17 protein-coding genes are annotated in these 17,868 nt (G+C 39.5%); 9 read left to right on the forward strand and 8 right to left on the reverse strand.

Annotated features, from left to right (window positions below; translation table 11 throughout):
- The first annotated feature begins 251 nt into the window (after positions 1 to 251).
- Positions 252 to 1,337, forward strand: a complete 1,086-nt coding sequence (locus N483_RS14430; RefSeq protein WP_023397508.1) for a GGDEF domain-containing protein — start codon at positions 252 to 254, stop codon at positions 1,335 to 1,337.
- A 164-nt stretch (positions 1,338 to 1,501) separates the two neighbouring features.
- Here the strand turns inward: N483_RS14430 and N483_RS14435 are convergent, their stop codons facing one another.
- The 4 genes from N483_RS14435 to N483_RS14450 form a co-directional block, all read right to left on the reverse strand.
- On the reverse strand, positions 1,502 to 1,849 hold the full coding sequence (locus N483_RS14435) for a response regulator transcription factor (RefSeq protein ID WP_023397509.1): 348 nt from the start codon (positions 1,847 to 1,849) through the stop codon (positions 1,502 to 1,504).
- Between the two features lie 85 nt (positions 1,850 to 1,934).
- Positions 1,935 to 4,088 (reverse strand): putative bifunctional diguanylate cyclase/phosphodiesterase, encoded by a 2,154-nt coding sequence (locus tag N483_RS14440; RefSeq protein ID WP_023397510.1) that lies wholly within the window; start codon positions 4,086 to 4,088, stop codon positions 1,935 to 1,937.
- Positions 4,088 to 4,693, reverse strand: a complete 606-nt coding sequence (locus N483_RS14445) for a hypothetical protein (protein WP_023397511.1) — start codon at positions 4,691 to 4,693, stop codon at positions 4,088 to 4,090. The genes N483_RS14440 and N483_RS14445 overlap by 1 nt, the downstream gene beginning before the upstream one ends.
- Positions 4,694 to 4,992: 299 nt before the next feature.
- Positions 4,993 to 6,357 (reverse strand): hypothetical protein, encoded by a 1,365-nt coding sequence (locus N483_RS14450; RefSeq protein ID WP_023397512.1) that lies wholly within the window; start codon positions 6,355 to 6,357, stop codon positions 4,993 to 4,995.
- 535 nt (positions 6,358 to 6,892) lie between these two features.
- Between N483_RS14450 and N483_RS14455 the strand changes: the two genes are divergently transcribed.
- Positions 6,893 to 7,201 (forward strand): hypothetical protein, encoded by a 309-nt coding sequence (locus tag N483_RS14455; RefSeq protein ID WP_023397514.1) that lies wholly within the window; start codon positions 6,893 to 6,895, stop codon positions 7,199 to 7,201.
- Between the two features lie 100 nt (positions 7,202 to 7,301).
- Here N483_RS14455 and N483_RS14460 read toward each other — a convergent pair whose 3' ends face one another.
- The gene (locus N483_RS14460) at positions 7,302 to 7,487 is read right to left on the reverse strand and encodes a hypothetical protein (protein ID WP_023397515.1); all 186 of its coding nucleotides are present in this window, start codon (positions 7,485 to 7,487) and stop codon (positions 7,302 to 7,304) included.
- A gap of 300 nt (positions 7,488 to 7,787) precedes the next feature.
- Between N483_RS14460 and N483_RS14465 the strand changes: the two genes are divergently transcribed.
- Both N483_RS14465 and N483_RS14470 read left to right on the forward strand, forming a co-directional pair.
- A complete protein-coding gene (locus N483_RS14465; protein ID WP_023397516.1) occupies positions 7,788 to 8,747 on the forward strand; it encodes an ABC transporter substrate-binding protein in 960 nt (319 codons plus the stop codon).
- A gap of 20 nt (positions 8,748 to 8,767) precedes the next feature.
- Positions 8,768 to 9,511, forward strand: coding sequence for a substrate-binding periplasmic protein (locus N483_RS14470; protein WP_023397517.1), 744 nt, complete (start codon positions 8,768 to 8,770; stop codon positions 9,509 to 9,511).
- 120 nt (positions 9,512 to 9,631) lie between these two features.
- On the opposite strand, the gene N483_RS14475 is transcribed toward N483_RS14470, so the two are convergent.
- The 3 genes from N483_RS14475 to N483_RS27285 all read right to left on the reverse strand — a co-directional run bounded on the left by N483_RS14475 (position 9,632) and on the right by N483_RS27285 (position 11,716).
- Positions 9,632 to 9,838 carry a hypothetical protein gene (locus N483_RS14475; protein WP_023397518.1) on the reverse strand — a complete coding sequence of 69 codons (207 nt, stop codon included), beginning with the start codon at positions 9,836 to 9,838 and terminating at the stop codon, positions 9,632 to 9,634.
- Between the two features lie 428 nt (positions 9,839 to 10,266).
- On the reverse strand, positions 10,267 to 11,064 hold the full coding sequence (locus tag N483_RS14480; RefSeq protein ID WP_023397519.1) for a dermatopontin-like protein: 798 nt from the start codon (positions 11,062 to 11,064) through the stop codon (positions 10,267 to 10,269).
- 514 nt (positions 11,065 to 11,578) lie between these two features.
- On the reverse strand, positions 11,579 to 11,716 hold the full coding sequence (locus tag N483_RS27285) for a hypothetical protein (protein WP_196764410.1): 138 nt from the start codon (positions 11,714 to 11,716) through the stop codon (positions 11,579 to 11,581).
- A 341-nt stretch (positions 11,717 to 12,057) separates the two neighbouring features.
- Between N483_RS27285 and N483_RS14485 the strand changes: the two genes are divergently transcribed.
- The 5 genes from N483_RS14485 to N483_RS14505 all read left to right on the forward strand — a co-directional run bounded on the left by N483_RS14485 (position 12,058) and on the right by N483_RS14505 (position 17,748).
- Positions 12,058 to 13,032 (forward strand): DUF1852 domain-containing protein, encoded by a 975-nt coding sequence (locus N483_RS14485; protein ID WP_023397520.1) that lies wholly within the window; start codon positions 12,058 to 12,060, stop codon positions 13,030 to 13,032.
- A gap of 284 nt (positions 13,033 to 13,316) precedes the next feature.
- Positions 13,317 to 14,525 (forward strand): N-acyl amino acid synthase FeeM domain-containing protein, encoded by a 1,209-nt coding sequence (locus N483_RS14490; protein ID WP_023397521.1) that lies wholly within the window; start codon positions 13,317 to 13,319, stop codon positions 14,523 to 14,525.
- On the forward strand, positions 14,522 to 15,406 hold the full coding sequence (locus tag N483_RS14495) for a class I SAM-dependent methyltransferase (RefSeq protein WP_023397522.1): 885 nt from the start codon (positions 14,522 to 14,524) through the stop codon (positions 15,404 to 15,406). The genes N483_RS14490 and N483_RS14495 overlap by 4 nt, the downstream gene beginning before the upstream one ends.
- 235 nt (positions 15,407 to 15,641) lie before the next feature.
- Entirely contained in the window at positions 15,642 to 16,091 is a 450-nt protein-coding gene (locus N483_RS14500; protein ID WP_023397523.1) for an Lrp/AsnC family transcriptional regulator, read from the forward strand.
- Positions 16,092 to 16,215: 124 nt separating this feature from the next.
- Entirely contained in the window at positions 16,216 to 17,748 is a 1,533-nt protein-coding gene (locus tag N483_RS14505) for a serine hydrolase domain-containing protein (protein ID WP_023397524.1), read from the forward strand.
- Positions 17,749 to 17,868: the final 120 nt, after the last annotated feature.

Consider the following 17,868-nt stretch of genomic DNA (forward strand, 5'->3'; position numbering starts at 1 on the left):
ACTTTGAAAGAATATGAGTTTTGATCAAACGAGTTGAAAGGGCAACTGGCAAGCAAAATCGCTAGTATCGAAATAACTGAAAATGCATTGTTCAACAAACTATTGCACGGTATTTTAGAGATTGTTGTGTATTAAGCAAGGCCCTGAAATTGCCTATTGTTAAGGGGGTTAGTTAAATTTCCGCTATCAAATATGCTCAACCTGGTCATATTCACCTATACTAAGCATGTCCGGCTTTGGTAAATTTCCTTATGTATAAACGTCTTAAGTCTGTGTTTAAGAGGGTTATCAACATTGGTTGTGATGGCGATGACTACAATGCACACAAAATACGAGTGTGTAATACTTTTGCACTTTTATCTTGTTCTATCGTTTTACTCGATGCCTGTCTCTTTGTTTTTTTCTATCAATCCTTAACTGCAGTACTTATGAACATGCTGTTAGTGGTAGCCTGCTGCTCAGCGCTTGTATTGCAATATTATAGGAATCATTACATCGCGGGATTAATGTTATTTCTCAGCGTTATCAGCTTTATTTTTATTCAGGCTTATGGGGTTGTTGGAAATGAAGTCGGTGTTCAAAATACCTTTTTAACCTTGTTACCCATGCCGTGGTTGTTACTAGAAGGAAGTCGAAGAAGCACAAAAATATTGCTGTCTGTGCTTTGTTGTAGCTGTTATTTTTTTATTGAGTACCACCAGCCGATCCAACAGCTAATTGCGCTAGAAGACACCCATAAAGGTGTATTGCAAATCCTGTACGAATTACTTGCAATGCTGGTGTTAATCTTGATCGCCATTACATTTGATAATGACCGCTATAAATTCGAGAAAAAGCTCAAAACAATGGCGACGACAGATGGACTGACAGGGCTCTCTAATCGAACCAAGCTTTTCATCGAGGGAGATAGGGCACTTTGTGCCGTAAAACGGCATAAATTACCATTTTGTGTCGCATTAATGGATATCGATCATTTCAAAAAGGTAAATGACAACTATGGGCACAGTCATGGAGATGCTGCACTTCAAGTCGTCGCAAAGTTATTAGCTGAAAACACACGAGAAAGCGATATCATTGGCCGATATGGAGGCGAGGAATTTGCACTGATTTTACAAGGTACGGATCTGTCATCAGCTATCGATAAGTTGAATTCTATACGTGAAAAGATAGAAGCAGAACCCATTTGCTACGGAAGTGTTTGTATCAATTGTACTGCAAGCTTTGGAGTCACTCAGTTGACTAACCCAGGTCAAAATCTAACGGATTTATTTGACCAAGCTGACTCAGCTTTATATGACTCAAAAGACAAGGGAAGAAATTGTGTGTCTGTTTACTAGCGTATTTACTAAGGTGATCACTAAATTGGGTTTGAGAAACTGATGTTTTAACTTGATTAGAACGATCTCTTTCTACTTGTATTTATCTGAAGATAGTTTGCAACTTCATTTAAGAGATAAAGATCGTTCAAATGATATCACTGTATTTTTTGGTTTTGGTGTTGTCAGTGTAGTAGAAAGTCGAGCAAAGCATTTTTAAAGTGTGGCTTTTCAAGTAACTTTACACCCCATTCTTGGCACTTATCTTTCATAGGCAGCTGTTTATTCGCAGTAAGTAAAGCAATTTTTGCATCAGGGCATTTTTCTTTTGCCTTTACAATGACTTCATCGCCGGTGCCACCGGGCATATTAAAGTCAATGGTGAAAATGTCGTAATCAGTTTCGGTTAGCAGAGTAATTGCATCCGCAGCACACTTAGCTTCATCAATTACTATATCAGGGTACTCTTCTTTCAAGACTTTTTTTATTTGTGCTCGGGCTACTAAGCTATCGTCAACAACCAGTGCTTTCATTTAGGCTCTCCCGTTTTATTTATATTATTTAGTTTAGGATAAATCCCGGCTTTCGTTAGGAAAACGGTTTAAGTTTGCAGTGTTTTTAATCTTCTTCTCCATTTAGCGTGTCGAACCAATTCACAAACTCGTCGACTGGCATAGGCTTGGCAAAGTAGTAGCCTTGTATTACGTCACAGTTTTCAGCAGCTAAGAAATCATTTTGTTGCTGTGTTTCTACGCCTTCTGCAATCAATATAAGTCCGAGGTTTTTGGCAAGACCAATAATGCTTTTACATACCAAAGCGGCTTCTTCATCATCCGGTAAATCAACAATAAAACTTCTGTCTATCTTTAGTGTATGTAAGGGAAAGCGAGTCAGGTATGCTAAGGAAGAATAACCCGTACCAAAATCATCAATCGAAATGACAAAGCCTTTTTCAACCAAGCTGCGCAATAGTGCAATGGTTTTATCGGTTTGTTTCATTAACATGCCTTCGGTTAATTCAAGTTCGAAGTAGCGTGTTTCTAATTGATAGCGCTCAAGCACGGTCATAAAGCGTTGGGTGAAAGTCTCGCTTGAAAATTGCCTGGGTGAAATATTCACACCCATTCGAAAGTGTGGTGGAAGTATTTGCTTATACTCTGCTAAAAATTGACATGCTTGTGTGAGCACGGTATCGAATATTTGTTCAATAAAACCACTGTCTTCAGCGATTGGGATAAAGTCCACGGGTGAAATAAAGCCTTTGGTAGGATGGTACCATCGCACGAGTACCTCTGCTCCGTGCAATATCTTGTTATCTGGTGATAGTTGCGGTTGCAATACGATGGAAAACTGTTGTTCCTTAAGTGCGACCCTTAATTCAGCTTCAAGCTCCAAACGTTTCTTGGCATTCTCATTCATTTTTTCTGAAAAGAACATGTAATTATTGCGAGATGAATCTTTTACAGCATACATTGCGGTATCAGCACATTTGATCAAGTCATATGCTGTTTCGCCATTTTCTGGGTAAGTGGCAATACCTAGACTGCCCGTTACAAAAAGTTGATGGCCGTCAATGTCAAAAGCTGATTCAAAAACGGACACGATTTTTTCGGCAACATGCGCTGCATGCTCTTTATGTTCCAAGTTTTCTAATAAGATGACAAATTCATCTCCACCCAGCCTAGCAACAGTATCTAATTCTCTGATCCCTTCACTGAGGCGGGTAGCGACAAGTTGCAATAATTTGTCACCAGTGTCATGACCTAATGTATCGTTGATTATTTTGAAACGGTCTAGGTCTAAAAATATGATCGCTACATTATTATCAAACCGCCGTGCCCGACCAATGGCAGACTGAATTCTATCCATTAGCAGTGTGCGATTAGGCAGGCTGGTTAATTCATCAAATTTAGCCATGGTTTCGAGTTGTTGCTCATACTGTTTGCGTTCCGTGATATCTCGTAACACAACTACAAAGTGTCGTTGTTCCGACAGCTCAACGGTATTAACTGAAAGCTCTGCAGAGAAGCTACTGTCTTTGCCATGTGGTGTAACCTCCAGTTCTATTGAGTCGGCATATTTTGCCCAAAGAGGCAGCATGGCAGCCATTTGGTTTGCCCCTCCGTTTGCCTCAGACAATGGTTGGTTTTTCTCCTTGAGAAACTGATGCAAATTTATGTTACTGAGTGTGCCTGTAGCGCTATTTAACAATTCATTTGCAGTGTGATTAAACATTTGGATTAAACCGCCAGCATCGACAATGATAATTGCGTCTTTGACACTTTCAAATATGCCTCTAATTCGTTTCTCTTGTGCTTCTATCTGATCGGCCTTGAGGTTGGCCTCGCTGGCGAGTTGATGTAGGGCGGTTTCCCGATTTACGCTTTCCGATATATCTATGATTTCAATCAGGCAAAATTGTCCATCAACATTGATAGGTTTAACCTTAACTACTTGAGAAATTAAAGTTCGCTCTTTTGTTGATTGCTTGTCTCGGTAAAAAGGGAATGGTGCAGGATTCAATTTATTCGATAATATGGCAGCGCGCCTGAGGTTGAGTGCTTTTTCCATAGCTCTGTTCAAACGCGAGGGAAGTTCGGGAAAGACTTCGGTGATAGGCTTACTATCGATGTTGCCTTCGACAATACAATGCGCCTTTATCCAATCATTAATAAAGACAATCTCGCTGCGACAATTAATTACAATCATGCCAACGTCAGTGCGGTTAATTGCCTCAATTAAATACCCCGGTGGGGTGTTACCTTGCGCCATTAAAGTCCCAGTTCAGACAGCATTTGGTTAGTCTTTTCTAAAAACTCTTCGATAACTCGGATGTCTTGTACAAATAAAATATCCCCTCTAACCTGACTATCTTTAATTTCAAAGTGCATACCAACAGACATCACAGTATCACCGGCATAATACTTGTCGACGAGATCTTGAAATGTGCCTGAGTAGGCAGTTGGCATTGCCGTGCTGATTGATACATGCATCATATCGCTGATTGAGGTGATGATAGCATCTAAAATGATACTGGATATTTCTGTAAGAGATTCGACCTCCAAAGCTGTCAGGGTATCTGCACCACTGGTTTCCTTGAGAACTTTTCGAACCAAATTAAGACTATGCTGGGCGGGGAACAGCAATATGCCATTACATTCCATCTCCCCTTTTATTGGCAACACGACTGCTGTGATATTACGACCTGACTCAATTTGAAGTTTGTCAAAAATCGCATTTTTTTCAAACAAGTCAAAGCTTGGGACTGACATTAAAATTTCTTCATTAATCATGTCGTTAAGCTCAACAATTGCCTCACCTAAACCGACGTTGAAAAGTTCTTTTATGTAGTCTATTTGTAATTCTGAAAGCTGCATCCAAATACCTGCTATGCGTGGATATCTTTGATATGCCAATGAGGTAACCTTATATAGCAAGCCTAGCAAACATTTGTACTAATACCAGTCTACTAGATAACAATCAGGTTGGTAATTTAATTTAAATAACCTGAAATTGTCATACAATTATATGGTCAAGTTTAGCTTGGTGGTTGTTAGCTAATTGAAGCTCCTATTAAATAAACTCAAAGGTTGCTAGTGTTCATACTCTGAGGTGTACTAGTACTATTGAGTCAAAAAGCGACAATGTAAAATTATCAAAAAACCACATCTATTTTCTATTTATTTGCTAACCACTTATACCAAGCGTTTTGTTGGGTTTTGGCGTTCATTCTTTGCTGTATCAGGGCATCAATTGAAGTGGAGTTTAGAGCTGCGCTAAATTCAAAATCTTGACTGCTTTGCTCTAAAGTAACGCCATTCTCACGGCCTTTATCTGTCACTTCACAGTGACCATTTTTACAAACTACATCTGGCTCAGGTTTGTTAACGACAGTGTCGGATTTCGTCATGATATAGCGTTCACTTACATTAGCAGGACTGTGAAATTTGCTGAATTCACTTGCAGGTATACTTGGATCAGTTTCTGCGGTTACTTCTACCATATGTTGTAAAAACTGAAAACTGCCTTGATGGGATAAAGCACTTGTACTGGGCTCTGTGATAAATGAAATAAACCCTTTATCAATTGATGAAGCAGAGAGTGCGTCACTTGCAAGTAAGTCAGTGATTGTTGCCTGATCTTTCTGTGTAAACTGCACGGTCAGCTGGTGGCCATGCTCATCGAAATGGCCCTGATTAAAATTGCTCAGTAGTTTACCATCATTGTGTTTTCTATAATTGCCCAGATCGTTGGCAAATTGATGAATAAATTTAAAATCTACGTTATTTTGCTCACCATATTGATACATCTCCGACAGTAAGTTTCTATCTTCTTTGGTTAAGAATTCATAAGGGTGAGTGTTCAAATTAGATAAAGACATGCCATCGACTTTGCTGCGAACATCAGGTTCATGTCCACCAAATAAATCTTCCACCATGAGAGCATAATACTTGTTTGACTGGGCAGAACCTACCGTAGTGTCACGCTCAAGGCGAGTTATGTTAGATGCAAACTGTAATAGTGCTTGTTCTTTGTATTGGTTTGAAACCATTAATTTTCCAAGTGAAGAAAACCCCTCGTAATGGGTATCTAGCGACTGTTTAAACAGTGCTTTTGCGTCAATATCACTGTCCATTTTAACGGCATCTCTCTTAAATTCTGTTTGAACATTCTGATCATGCATATGCCACATTTGATAAGCCGCTAGTTTCTCTGAATCGGAAAAAGTGCCGCTTGGGTCGAGCGCAATGATTTCCAGTTGTTGCTGAGACAACTTTTCAAACTCTCTTTTTGCTGATCCAACAGCTTTCTGGCTGATATGTTTAGTTGTTGGGTTGTTTTGCTGGGTCCAGCTCTGAGTTAATTGGTTTAGTTGCTTTCTATCAATGGCTTGCTGTGCGCCTCTTAGCTTTGATGCTAGCGATGATATCGAAATGTTGTTGTTATGAAAAACTGATTGATGTGTGTTTGTGTGCTTTTGCACATAGGCTTTTGGAGGTAGTGCCGCATTTGCTTTCAATTTAGAACCTGAAATATCCATTTTGTCCGCTCTCTTTGTGGCAAGTTGAACACGCAATTGACTGCGAGTACTAAAGAAGAAGCCATGTCCATTCTCTGGCGTAGTACATTTATCGTATCTAATATGGTAACAAAGTAAGAGGGTTGAAGCTCTTTGTCAAGTTGTGGACTTTATTTTAGAGATAGGTTTATTGGTAGAATAAAGCATTATTTATGGTCTGTTTTCATTCGATATAATCAGTTGCTTTTTTATCAAATATCTCGGCGTTATAAGCCGAATTTTATAGAGTATATTGTGGTTTAAATCGCAACTATTATAATTTCTCATTTGGTTTTTGTTGATCGCTTGTGAGGTCAGTGTTAAAAAATGTTCGCTTTGTCGGCTGTTGTGACAAGTTATTATAATTTCTTATTATTGTTGATAATGCCATTTATAAAGATCCTGTTACGAGTGATATTGTCTTTAAACTTGCCTTAGTAGATAAAGCTGACTATTGAATGAGCTATCAGGAAATAGCTTATACCTGTTAATACGTAATAAAACAAAAGGAGTTATTATGAAAGTTGCAATTATTTTATTATCTAGTTTGCTTGCCTTGTCATCTATAAATGCGAATGCTGCGATGGGATTTGATGAGTTTTTTGAACTTAGTAGGAGTAAATGGTTTGAACCTTGTATGTTTCAGTCAACTTTGAGTTTTTCCGAATATTTGGCACTTTTGGTGGCTGATGGTGCAATTACGCCAGAAGTCGTGCCTTATGCACTTAGCAACGGTTATGTTCCCGAGACTGCTTGGCCTTTTGCACCGGAGATAGTCGTTGATATATGTAAAGCAAGGAGTCGGAACTTTGCCTCTTTGGATTGATAACAAGGGCGACACGCAACTGTAAGCTATTTCAATATAAGGTTGCCTTGTATCTGGCAACCTTTTTGATTGCAATTTATCTTCGACCTAAAGGTGTTTATTAAATGCAGCGATTCTGTGTGTAGCAATCAGCATCCCAAGTCATACAATACTGCTTTTGCTCTGTCCAGCATGCATAGTACGACACGTATCCAGCCCCCGCAACCTGAGGAGTCTGCCCTTGTTTTAGTGTATTGTTGGCACTGTCTAAGCGTTTAAGTGACTTTTTGTTAAAGTGAAGTTTCATATCGCCTCCTTGTTCTCATTTTGGTGAATTTCACCCTGAATCCTATTAGTAATCTATGACGATTTAATTTAACTTTTATTTCACTGTTTAGTAACTGGTGAGTTGTAAAGTACTTGAAAGCTGTGGGAATCAAACTGCTCTAAGCCTAAATCGATACTTAATCAAAATAATTGTATTGCAGATCTTAATTGTCGTGATCACATCTATACTTGAAATAGTGAACTCGTTTGTCTGCCATGAGGGAGAAGCACATAGGCAAACTAATAAGTTTTTGTCGTTTGATAGAGAAGATCGATTTATATGCGCTTTGTTGTCAAATTTACAAATTGGTTATTGTTAGTGTGTGTTGTTTTGTGTTGTGCTCATGCTAATAACAAATCAAATGAAATTTCAATTCCACTGAACAACTGGACTAGCCAGCGAGTATTGTCATACGCAGTTGGCACTATGATTCAAACGTATGGTTACAATGTTATTTACCATGATATGCCTGCCAGTGATCAGTGGGGAGCAATGAAAAAAGGGCTCGTACACTTTCAAATAGAAATTTGGCAACAGTCGATGTCTGGGCAATTCAATAGAATGATAGAAAACAACTATATAGTAGACTTGGGTGTCCACGATGTGGTGGTTCGAGAAGAGTGGTGGTATCCAAAATATGTCGAAGAATTGTGTCCGGGCTTGCCTGACTGGCAGGCGTTAAATCGATGTGCAACGCTCTTTTCCGGTCAATCTGGTTCTTCTAAAGGTGTTTTTTACACGATAGATTGGGACTATCAAGATGCGGATCTTATCCGCGCATTAGGATTACATTTCACCATTGAGCGACTCAGCAATGAAAATGAGCTATGGCGGTTACTTGAGCAAGCTTGGGGAAAAAAAGAGCCTGTGTTGATAATAAACTGGACACCAAACTGGACGGATCTTCATATGCCAGGGCAGTTTGTCCAATTTCCCAAATACGCGCCGGCCTGTGAGGTTGATGCTAGCTGGGGGCAAAACCGCAATTTAGTAAACGATTGCGGAAATCCTCAGAAAGGTTGGTTGAGAAAAGCTGGCTGGACAGGACTGCAAAGCAACTACCCGTGTGTATACAATTTGTTGAGAAAGCTTAACTTCTCAAAAAACATGATAGCTGATGCCTCAGCGCTGGTTATCGTAGATGGACACTCAGAGCAAGAAGCTGCAAGAAAGTGGCTGGAAAAGTATAACCTTGATATAGACCATTGGCTCGAGTCGTCCTGCGTGTCAAAAACGTAAACAACTGAGGCAAAGTATGTATGAAGCATGCTTTAATAGTTATTCTACTGTTTTGCTCAAGTTACGTAGCAGCTTTAGAAGTTGTGTTCGAACACAATCCACCATTTCAAATGGTAGACGAGAGTGGCACAGGGTATGGCCCCGTTTACTATTTCGCTAAAAAGCTCTTAAAAGCGGCAAATCTAAACGCTAAGTTTACGGCCAAACCTTGGGCTAGGATCATGAATAAAGATGCTCAAAGACCAAATGTGATGATCTTGTCGATGTCAAAAACTCCACAAAGAGCCAACCGTTTTATCTGGCTAACATCAGTGTATACAGGGCAACAATATTTTTGGAAAGTTCGGTCTAGAGCTGAGCCTAATAACGGAGTTATTAACGTCGCGATCGAAAGAAATTCTCACAAGATGAAGAGTGTAATTTCTCACTTTCGTGAAGATAACGTGTTGCAAGTTATCAATTCAACACAAGCGTTACAGGCATTAATTAAGGGTCGTGTGAATCGCTTTGTGGGAACGACTTTTGCAGTATCGGGAAAGCTTGCAGATCTAGGTTACGATATGTCGATTTTAGAACGTCTGACTGTGTTTGATGAAGCGGGATTTGAAAGCAAAGGCTTATATTTAACCCTCACGCTTAACACACAAGAGAAATATGTGTCAGCTATCAAAGAGGCACTAGCAAGTTCAGAAATTAAACGTGCGAGACAGGAGTTGTTTACAGGTTTTATTGAAGCCGAAAAAGCTCTATTAGCGCAGCAGTAAATTGAGGGGTTATTATTTGTCCTGATTGTATATCGATGGCTTATTTAACTACAATGGTTTTGGACCAATAGGCGGCATGGTGACTTGTATTAAAATAAAAGTTAAAAACGTATTCTTATCTTAAAAATAGACAATTTTAGGTAATCCACCTTCATCGACACAACGATAATAGGCTGTTTGAACAGAGTGCGGGTTATAGTGCTCTTCGCTCCAAGCGACTTTACCGGTCTTATAACACAAAACATATGCTGTTGTTCTTGCTTCAATTGCAGATGATACGGACATTGCAACAAGCGTTACTAATGCGATGAGCGTTGCCTTTTTCATTTTGAACCTTTGTTATTGTGTTAAATCGCTTTGAAAAGTACTCCGATGCATTCTCATACAAAACGAATGTGTTGTAAATGTAATTGTTAAATATTTTATTGGGTTTGTTATTTTTTGAGTGCGTATGGCAAGGAAGTGTCTTTAAATCGCTTTGAAACATCCCTTTGAGTTATTTTTTGGCATTTCAGTCATAACTTAACTCTCTTCGTAAGCTAATAAGGTTGCAACAACAAATAATTAAGCCGTAAGGCCACTGTGCCTTTTCATTAAAGTTACACTTATCTTTATATAAAATATAAGCAGTGTAAGCGAACCTATCATTTTTAGTAAAATAAATAGCAAACAAAAAAGCCACGCCTAGGATTATTATTTATAATAAAAATTTAGACGTGACTTGAACATTTAAAAAAATAAAGAATAACCGTTTATTACCAGCCGCTGTTTGCACTCATACAGTAAGTGACAGTCGTTTTTCTGTCTTCAGCCCAGTTTACATGTTCGCTTTTCATACCGATTAAAGCGCCACGAGAAGAACCTAAATCCCACGGGCGGTCGAGTGAAGAAGGACCATCTTCTAGACATTGTTCTGGCTCTAATTGCGTGCCGTAAGCAGAACCTTCGTTCATTGCTGCGCAAGCAAATTTGAATCTGCGATCTTCAGCCCAGTTTTCATGCTCAGCATAAACACCAACTAAAAACTCGCCATAGCGGCAAGTGTAATTTACTGCATGATCAAATTCGTTTGCATAGCCAGACCAGCTTACGCGGCCGCGGTATACTTTACTACCAGAAGCGGTTTTAAACTTTGCACATTCAAAGCTAAAACGGCGGTCCTCAGCCCAATTTGCATGGTAGCTAGATACGCGTTGTAAAAACATGTTGCTCGGGCAAGTAAATCTGAATGTTGCGTCAAACGCGTTGACATCAGTAGCGCTGTAACCACTAAAAACAACCAAATTTCCAGACTGAATGTTGAATGATGAACTAGATACTTGTGCGCTTTCTAATTCGAATGTGTTTACGCCGAATTCAGAGACATCATTGTTAGAGTCAATTAACTCGAGTATTTTATCGACATTATCTGATTGGCTAGAAGGGATTTTATATACTTTATTACCTAGCTTATATTCCATGTCTCCAGCACTTTTTAATTCTTCAGAAAATGCGAAAGAAGAAGTGATTAAAGCTGATACCATAGCAGCGCTGAAAAGTAACTTTGTATTCATTTAAATATTCCTTTTAAATTTAAATAACAAATTCGGCTTAGAACTAAGTGTGAAAGAGCCGATTATGATTATATATACTTGGTTCCGATATAGCTTTATATTTCGGAGTCCTATTTATAGGTGTTGAATATTTCAGCTAAATGACGGTTATTTATATTAATTTTAAGGGTGTTGCGCTTAGTGCAATTCGATTCACTAAGGTAGTAATTTAGTTCTGTATGGTAAAAAATTCCCCAAAATAGTGATGTTTTGCTCAGAACGAGCAACCATATTTGGCTAAGTTACGATTTAGGAACAGCTATATTTTTATCGTTATAAAACTTTTCTACGAATAATGTTCTATGTATAAACACGATACTAGTGCAATTCATGAGATAAAAATTTTTAAAATTTTTTGAGGGTGCTTGTGCATTTTAGACTTTGTACTGTTTGGTAGCATCTTTAGAAAAGGCAGCTCTTAGCGCCTAAGGAGGCGGTAAACCAAGATATACATACAATGCCTATCAATTGCAGACTACCCGCCAGTGAATGCTGCAAGAGTTGTCAATAAGCCTTTATTGGCATTTGCTTTTCTTCTAAGTCGTTTTTTTCGTGCCGCTGTATCACATTTTAACCGCAATTGAGGGGCACTGACATCGAATCGAATTCCCATTCCAATTTCTTACGGGAGTAGAGTGGCTAAGAAGCCAGTGATCAATGCGCCCAGTGAAACACTTGTCATGCTCCACGGTGCTAGCTCCCAAGGAGCATTACCATTTTTACTGTTATGAATTTTCTTCACGTTCAATTTGAAATAATAACATTTTTATTTACTTAGCTATCCAAGTATAAATAGTTCATCGAAATCTATAGACGTCTAGATTGCTAAAATAATTTTAGGCTAGTTAGTAATAATTGCTCGAAGAGGTTAATAAGGTCTTGAATTAGGGAAACAAACCTAAGTAGAGCAGGAATTACATTTAGGGTTTACCTAAAACATTTGGATACCAGATCATGAAAAAAGATTTTACATTTACTATCAAGAACCTTCGCCTAGACGAGAACTATCACCCGTCAAATAACACGCGTATTACGACGAACTTTGCAAATTTAGCAAGAGGCGAAAGTCGCCAATCTAACTTGCGCAACGCGTTGCAAATGATTGATAACAGTTTTAACGCGCTTGCGCATTGGGATAATCCGCAGGGTGATCGTTACTCAGTTGAACTAGAAATTATCTCAGTAGATATGGATATTGATGGTAGTGGTGAAACATTTCCGTCAATTGAAGTACTAAAAACCTACATTATTGATAATAAAACAGGCGAGCGCACCGAAGGTATTGTTGGAAATAACTTTTCTTCTTACGTAAGAGACTACGATTTCAGTGTACTACTGTTGGACCATAACAAGGACAAACCGCAATTCAGTGTTCCGGAAAATTTTGGCGAGTTGCACGGAAAACTGTTTAAGTATTTTTTAAACTCAGACACATACAAGCGCAATTTTAGTAAACTACCGGTTATTTGCCTGAGTGTTTCGGATAACAAAACGTACCACAGAACTGAAAACCAACATCCAGTATTAGGTTATGAGTATCAACCGAATGAGTCTTCATTAACCGAGCAATATTTCAAGAAAATGGGCTTGCAGGTACGTTACTTTATGCCACCAAATAGTGTTGCACCGTTTGCATTTTACTTTTTTGGTGATTTGCTAAATGACTACTCAAACCTAGAGCTGATCAGCACAATTAGCACCATGGGGACGTTCCAAAGAATTTATCGTCCAGAAATTTATAATGCTAATGCAGTAGCAGGAGCACGTTACAAGCCAAATTTAAAGAATAAAGACCATTCGCTGACACAAATTGTCTATGACCGCGAAGAGCGTAGCCGTTTAGCAATTGATCAAGGCAAGTTTACCGAAGAGAACTTTATCAAACCCTATCAAAATATTTTGCAGCAGTGGTCGGCGAATTACGCTTAATGTCTAAAAAACCAATAAAAACAGATAGAAAGCATCAGCTTTTGTGCTTTCTATCTGTTTAATGAGATACAGTCGTGAAGTAATTGAATGACCTAGGTGCATCTCACGGCATCGTTGGCTAACTTATATACTAGGATGCACACGCTTTTAGTCCACTCAGTTAGCATGCTCTTTTTTGGCATGCTAAAAACAAAGTCTAACTTTATAATTATTTAGGTTTTGCTGATTGTAATAAAAAAGGGCTACAATCGGACTTTATAATAATTAATAAAAAGTTCCGATCAATGTCTATTAGAGTAAAAGTTGCTTCCACCCCGGTTGAGCTCAACCATGTTTATCAACTCAGATATCAGGTATATGTAGAAGAGTACGCATACATGCAGGCCAACCCGCAACGTATTATTATGGATATGTTTGACGGTATGCCTGATAGTTATAATATCATCGCATATGATGGCGAAACGCCAGTGGGTACCATACGTGTTGTTATAGATGGTGCTCTGCAATTGCCAGCCGACCAAATGTACGACTTTAATCAATACCGTAGCCAACTGATCTTGCAGAATCACTCTCAAAATTTACCTCCGCCGTTATTAGCGAATTCTGGCATGTTTGCTATTGACGCTAATTGGCGAAACCGTCGTGACTTATTTAGAGCGTTATTTAAATTGAGCTGTGATATCGGTGAATCCCGAGGTGTGACAGATATTATTACTACTGCCAATATAGAAACGCTTGCTATATACAAAAGAATGGGTCTAAAAGCACTTGGTGCGAAAATCCAACATGAGCATATTTCGGTTTCTATGATACCTATGCATTGCTCTATGCAGCAGATCACCCAATGGGCTTTCGGTGGGCCAAGAGCTCGTACTAAACTGACAGAGTTATTTTCTGAGAGTTTCGAATATTTACTGGTCAGTGCAGGTACGCCAATCTTTAATGCGTCAGAAGAGAATGCTGAAGAAGCGTACCTGATAAGTAGTGGCGCGATAAGTATTGCAATGGACAGAGCAGATCAACAACAGCAGTTTGACTTAGCTACATTGACCGCAGGTGAACTGTTCGGTGAATCTTGCCTTTTTGATGAACAGGGGCGTACAGTCAATGCCGCTGCTATAGTCAATACCGACCTTCTAGTGCTAAAGAAGGATAATTTTTGGCAAAAGGTAAATAAAGATCCAAGCTATATGAAAACTATCCTTAAAGTTATGGAACAGAAACTACGGGATGTGGGGCGCAGGGCACTTATATATGCCCATGCATCACAAGAAGAAAGACTGGAGTTTTTTTTGGATCAGCTGTCAAAGACAGCCAAGCCTATGTTGAAAAAGCCGCATCAGCGAGTAGTTAGAATGGGAGGACACGCATTCTCGGTCATTTCGGGTGTTGAACGGGATGAAAGTCAAGCATTCCTTGAACAACGAGCACTAACAGGCAATATTGGATTAACAGATAAGAGCATTATTTTCTACAGTGAGGCAAGCTCATGAAAGACAACGAGGCCAGTTCAACCGCTTTTACCGTCGCCCAAGGCATTTTGTTTGCAGCAAAAACCTCAAAATACAGCGATTTGGTAGATGAGCAAGTCATCTCTGTATCTCGCCAAATCTTACAAGGTAGTGAGCAAGGTAAGCATAGACTAAAGCAGCTTGACAGCTGGTGGTTTTGTAAACTTGCCAAAGTCAGAGAGCGCCTGCTACTGCCGGGCATATCACTACATTATGTTTTGCGTAAACGTCATATCGAGCAGTTAACATTAAAAGCCTTATCTGAGGGGGTAACTCAAGTTGTTGTGCTGGGGGCTGGGTTTGATTCACTGTGTTGGCGCTTGCAGCAGGCATTTGTTGACGTTAATTTTATCGAAATTGACCACCCAGCCACGCAGTTGCAAAAAGTGAAAGCGTTAGAAGAAGATACGCTTGATAGCTCGAACATGCACTTTTTGGCTGTAGACTTTGAACGTCAACAGCTAAAAACAGCACTATCTGAATTTAAAGGTTTTAGCCCAGAAAAACGAACACTGTTTATCTGCGAAGGTGTTTTGATGTATTTAAATCAGCAGGACGTAGACACCGTCTTTGAATCAATTCGGGCATTAACTGGAAGCGGTACTCAATTTGTCTTTTCGACACTGGAGCCTAGAGAAAGCTCCAAAAATACAGTTCCCAAGCTACTTTATCGTCACCTTGAAAAACTCGGTGAACCGATTATTTGGGATATCGACAGCAGTCAAATGCAGGCTTATTTACAAAAGCACCAATGTCAGCTTCACTCTATAGCAGGCGGTGCAGAGCTAGTAGAGCAACAGATAAAGGAAAAATTGAATCAAAAAATGTATCAAGGCGAGTATTTTGTTCACTGCTCTTTTTGATTAAGTCGACCGCTGATTTAGTCAGTGGTCAGGTTTTTTCAACGGTTGTATCGCTTACTCTTTGATGGCAGCCCAAAATAGTTTGAGGCGGTGTATTTTTGTTGGTTTCATGCCTATTCTCAGTTCCACAACACCCTAATTAACTCTCTTTTCAGAGTACTTCTTCTTGTGCTCTGGCGAGATGTGTCATTGCTTTGAACGAATGAGTCAGTTTATTCTATTCACGGAGGGAAAAATGAAAATAGATAAGTTTAATCAAATCATATTGCGCGAATTGTCCAAAGATGGTCGCCTGTCAAACGTAGAGCTTGCGGAAAAAATAGGGCTTTCTCCCTCTGCGTGTTTAAGACGTGTTCAAGATCTGGAATCACAAGGGCTGATCAAAGGATATCGTGCGGTGTTGGATTCAGAAAAACTTGGAACAGGATTCATAGCGTATGTTGGTGTTGGACTGAGGGAGCATTCAACCGAGTCTCAAAAATCGTTTGAGCTTGCGATTGAACTGGCCAGTGCAGTAAAAGAGTGTCATAACGTCACCGGTGAGTTTGAATATTTACTGCGAGTAGAAACAACAGACTTAAATGCTTATAAAGCTTTTCATGCCGATGTACTTGGATCTATTCCACAAGTTCGAACTATTACGACGCACGTCGTCATGGAATCGACAAAAGACGAAAGGGCCTAAAACGAGTTCTTAATAAATTGGAGAGTTTGTTCGTCTAATAAATCTAACCATAGTGAAAATCAAAAATTGGAGAGTTTGTTCGTCTAATAAATCTAACCATAGTGAAAATCAAAAAAGGAATTTTATGGCATCTTACCCACGAGTTTTGTTTATAGCTCCATTTGCGTTTTTAATGGCTATAAGTACAAGTAGCAATGCAAATGAAGATAAATCAATAAATGCTAAAGTTCTGATGATGGAAAATGGACTAAGAGATTCAGTCCTCAACAAGTCCAATCCGACAACATGGTCTTTATCTCAGCGTATGGCTCATTTTAATGTACCGGGTGTGTCAATTGCGGTGATAGACAATTACAAAGTTGTCTTTGCTAAGGGTTATGGTGTAAAAGAAGTCGGTACAGTACAACCTGTTGATGAAAATACAGTGTTTTCTGTTGGCTCGTTAAGTAAAGTTGCAACAGCGGCAGCAGCACTCAACTTAACATCCCAAAAACAGATAGAATTGGATACGGACATCAACACCTACCTAAAGCAGTGGCGGGTTCCTGAAAGCCAATTTACAAATAAAGATAAGGTTACTCTGAGAGGGATCTTGTCTCATACGGCGGGGCTTTCTCTATGGGGCTTCCCTGATTTTAACCCTCACGAAGACACACCGACTGTATTAGACACGCTAAAAGGGACAGGACTTTCCCGAACCAAGCCTGTACGCACGTTTTATCAACCAGGAACAAGCTGGCGTTATTCTGGCGGCGGCACCACGATTGTTCAGCTGTTATTTGAAGATGTTTTAAATCAGCCTTTTGAAACAGCCAGCGAAGATTTACTGTTTAAGCCACTTAACATGACTCGTTCTACTTTCGAAAACCCTTTACCCAAAGCATTTGGCAATATTGCAAAAGCACATGATGCATCTGGACGATTAGAAGCAAAACCGCGCGGGTGGCATACCTTTCCAGAAATGGCGGCATCAGGCCTTTGGAGCACACCAAGCGACTATGCTCATTTGATGATCGCACTGATGCAAAGTTATCAAGGCAAACATACTTATCTAGAACACGATTTAGCGCAACAAATGATGACTGAAGTTGGATTCGGCAAGTTTGGATTAGGCCCAAAAATGTCAGGAGCTGGGGAGTTAAGGCGCTTTCGTCACGGAGGCTCAAATCAATCATACAAAGCTTGGATGGAAGGTCATTTAAATCTAGGAACTGGGCTGGTGATATTCACCAATGGGAGTAACGGCGATAACTTGTACGAAGAAATAAGAAGAGCTGTTGCTGATGCATTCGACTGGCCGTTTTACAGACCATTCTATCGCTATGAGCCTGCTATTAACGCTAAGTGGCTTAGCCAATTTACGGGTCCATTCACTGTGTCGAGAGATAAATATACAGCGTTGGAAAGGGGCTTTATCAGTGCAGATGAACCTCGGCCAAAAACAAGGCATTTCTCGCTTAAAAATAACACGCTTTATGTCGGTGAGCGTGCGTTGGCGCCAATAGCCCCCAATCAATTTGTACTTCAAGGTGATGATGCAGAAGAGCAAACCTATGTCGAGTTTATACAAAATACGCAAGGGCGATTCGAGACTGTAATTATAAGAGAGGGTGCTAACAGTGTTGTTGCCAAAAAGGAAATGGCAAAGAAACTTTAATAACCAAACAGGATTTAAGGCGCTAACGCCGTAAACGACTTTGAGTGCTCTGTGTTTTATATCCACAGCTGAACGTTTTTCAGATTTGTTTGATGGGTCCAATCAAATCTGAACAGCATT

Source organism: Pseudoalteromonas luteoviolacea NCIMB 1944 (assembly GCF_001625565.1).
GTDB lineage: Bacteria > Pseudomonadota > Gammaproteobacteria > Enterobacterales > Alteromonadaceae > Pseudoalteromonas > Pseudoalteromonas luteoviolacea_F.